Origin of the sequence: Emticicia sp. (genome assembly GCF_049241225.1) — a bacterium.
Lineage (GTDB): Bacteria > Bacteroidota > Bacteroidia > Cytophagales > Spirosomataceae > Emticicia.
The window spans coordinates 1-1159 of sequence record NZ_JBMLRC010000014.1; the positions used below are offsets into that span (position 1 = coordinate 1).

Annotated in this window: 1 protein-coding gene; it reads left to right on the forward strand. The window is 37.0% G+C overall.

Annotated elements, in window-relative coordinates:
* Positions 1-69 precede the first annotated feature (69 nt).
* Positions 70-1159, forward strand: a 1090-nt coding sequence (locus ACOVO2_RS00730; protein WP_421768132.1) for a hypothetical protein, incomplete at its 3' end; no start/stop codon positions are given.

The window sequence follows — 1159 nt, forward strand, 5'->3', positions numbered from 1 at the left end:
TTGAAGTGAAAGAATTACAAAAAGGAAAATCAAACGTTGAGTTTAGCTGGAAAATTAATTGAAAAAAATATGAACACAATCAAACTTATTATTTTTTTAATTGCTTCAAATTTCATTTTCCTTGAAGCTAATGCAATTCCATCTTCAGGGGAACCGTCAAGAAGAAACCGTTCATTTATTAAACGCAGTAGAATCAATGTGAGCAACAAAAAGCTTGGCATAAAAAAATTTGACACAAGTTTACTTAACCTAAAAAGCAAACAAAGCAGTGTAGCAACTGTATTGAACACTTCTGTAAGCATTACACTGAACGATTTTGATTCTTTTTCGGCAGTTGGTAAAACTTGGCTTTTGTATCAGAATGATGAAGATTCATTCACGATGAATATTGGAACTGCAAATAACTCTACTCCACAAACTTGGACTTTACCTGCTAATTTCCTCAGCTATTTTGATGGTGCTGGTCGTGGAGATTTTATTGCGGTAGCAAATGTACCTCCAGCATTGCAAGTGACTGGGGCAAATAAAGTGATGCGTACGGCCTATTATGACGAAAACGACCGCCCAATGGATGTTTATGACCACTATAATTTTGCCGCCGATGGCGTATATAATATCGGAACCAGCTATGATTTGGAGGTAGGAAGCGATGATGCATTTGATGAATCTGACTACGAAGTGGTCGATATTCCGCTTGATTTGAATGATAATTTCAGTAGCATCAGCGAAGAAAGCGACTACGTGACTAATCTGAAAACAACGAAAGAAGTATTTACTGCAAGTGTTGATGCTTTCGGAACTATTACCACACCTACAGGCACTTATAGTTGCCTGAGAATACTTACGAATATACAAAAATATACTCGCCCCAACGAGTCTGTTGCTTACACACTGGTATCTACCACCAATCATGTGAGTTTCTTTACAAAAACAGGTGAATATTTTACAGCAAAAGTTTCGAGTACGAGTGGAAATGTTACCGTTAGCGAAATTGAGTATCGTTCGGTTGTACAAACCTCTCTACTTTCAGAAACCATTGACGTAAAACTCAATAACGACAGCAAAGGCGTAACCATTAATATTGATAATGATACAGCACATCCATCGGCCATTTTAGATGTAAAAAGCGATAGTTTGGGTATTCTGATTCCAAGAATTG